General features: G+C 65.3%; 2 protein-coding genes. Both read right to left on the reverse strand.

The window, feature by feature from the left end:
• Positions 1-1082: CCA tRNA nucleotidyltransferase (locus VMR03_RS13035; protein WP_325405892.1), on the reverse strand; the 1082-nt coding region annotated here is incomplete at its 3' end.
• A gap of 1 nt (position 1083) precedes the next feature.
• Positions 1084-1695 carry a CoA pyrophosphatase gene (locus VMR03_RS13040; protein WP_325405895.1) on the reverse strand — a complete coding sequence of 204 codons (612 nt, stop codon included), beginning with the start codon at positions 1693-1695 and terminating at the stop codon, positions 1084-1086.

Here is a 1695-nt window from a genome sequence, read left to right on the forward strand (position 1 = left end):
TCCGGCTTCGTCCAGCTATCGGCCATGGCGAGCAGCGCGCGCCACTGGAAGTTGTTGTGCCCCTTGCGGTCGTTCGCCCAGCCGAGCATGACCCGGTCCTTGAAGAGACCGACGCCCATGATGTAGAGAGCCCGGTGGACCTCGCGCATCGACAGATAGGACACGATTTTCGTCCTGTCATTGAGCGCCTTCGCAATCCGGTCGCGATCCTTGTTCGAAAGACGCAGACGTTCGGCGAGCGCGGCGACGCCCTGCTCGTCGAGATCGAGCATGGAGGCGAGGCGTAGAACCGCGTCGCTGGTGAAGAGCTGGTTCGCCTCGATGTCGACAAGCTTCTCGAAGCGGTCGAGGCGCGAGGCTTCCGGCAGCACCACGGAAAGAATGCCGGCGGCGGCCATCTGGCGGAAGGCGGTGCCTGCATTGTCGGCGGCGGCCGTCTTCAGCAATTCGTCGCGGACGCGTTCGCCCGAGAGCTGGCGCAGGCCGTCGCGCAGTTCGGCGCAGGCCTTGAGCCCCGCCGCGTCGGGTTCGCCCTTTCCATACCAGGCATGAATGCGGAAGAAGCGCAGAATGCGCAGATAATCCTCGCGGATGCGCGCCTCCGGCTCGCCGATGAAGCGGACGCGGCGTGCCTTCAGATCCGCGCGACCTTCGCCCAGCGGATCGTGAACCGTGCCATCGGCATCGGCGTAAAGCGCATTCATCGTGAAGTCGCGACGCTCGGCATCGGCCTGCCAGTCTTCAGTGAATGCCACATCGGCATGGCGGCCATGCGACTTCACGTCGACGCGCAGCGTGGTGATCTCGAAATGCCGCGTCGGCGTCACCGCCGTCACTGTGCCATGGGCGATGCCGGTCGGCACGACCTTGATACCCTTCGCGCTCAGCAGCGCGCTCGCGCGCTCCGGCGTTTCGTTCGTCGCAATATCGATGTCGAGGACGGGTTCGCCGAGAAGCGCGTTCCTGACCGAGCCGCCGACGAACCGCGCCTTGCCACCGTCCGCTTGCAGCGCCGCCATGACGGCGCGCGTATCGGTCTCGTTCAGCCAGGAGGCCTTGGCAAGCTCCTTGTCGGCACTCATCTCACTTCACTCCCTCGATCTCGTCGCCGGCGAAAATCCGGTCGTACATGTTCTTCAGCATCCCGGCGGTCGCGCCCCAGATGTAATGGCCATTATAGGGCATGGCGTAATATTCGCGCCTTTTCCCACGCCATGTGGCGCTGTGCCGCTCGTGGTTTTTCGGGTTCATCAGAAAAGAGAGCGGCACCTCGAAGACTTCCGCCACTTCGCCGTCGTGGATTTCAAGCGTGAAGCCCGGCCTGACGAAGCCGACCACCGGCAAAATGCGGAAGCCCGAGCCCGTCTCGTAGCTGTCGAGATAGCCCGCCACCTCGACAAAGGACGATTTGAGCCCGACCTCCTCGTCGGCCTCGCGCAGCGCGGCCTCGGCCGGCGTCTCGCCGGGCTCCATCTTGCCGCCCGGAAAGGCGACCTGGCCCGCGTGATTGCCGAGATTGTCCGAGCGTCGCGTCAGCAGGATGTTCGGACCGGCGGGATATTCGACGATCGGCACCAGCACGGCGGCGGCGCGCAGCGAGACGGCGGGCGTCTCTTCCCAGTCGTCCGGGTTCATGTCGTGGTCGCCGCGCAGGCGGCCATTCGCCATTTCCGCGACGCGCGGCGCCAGCAGCAC

The sequence above is a fragment of the Parvibaculum sp. genome, assembly GCF_035511255.1.
GTDB lineage: Bacteria > Pseudomonadota > Alphaproteobacteria > Parvibaculales > Parvibaculaceae > Parvibaculum.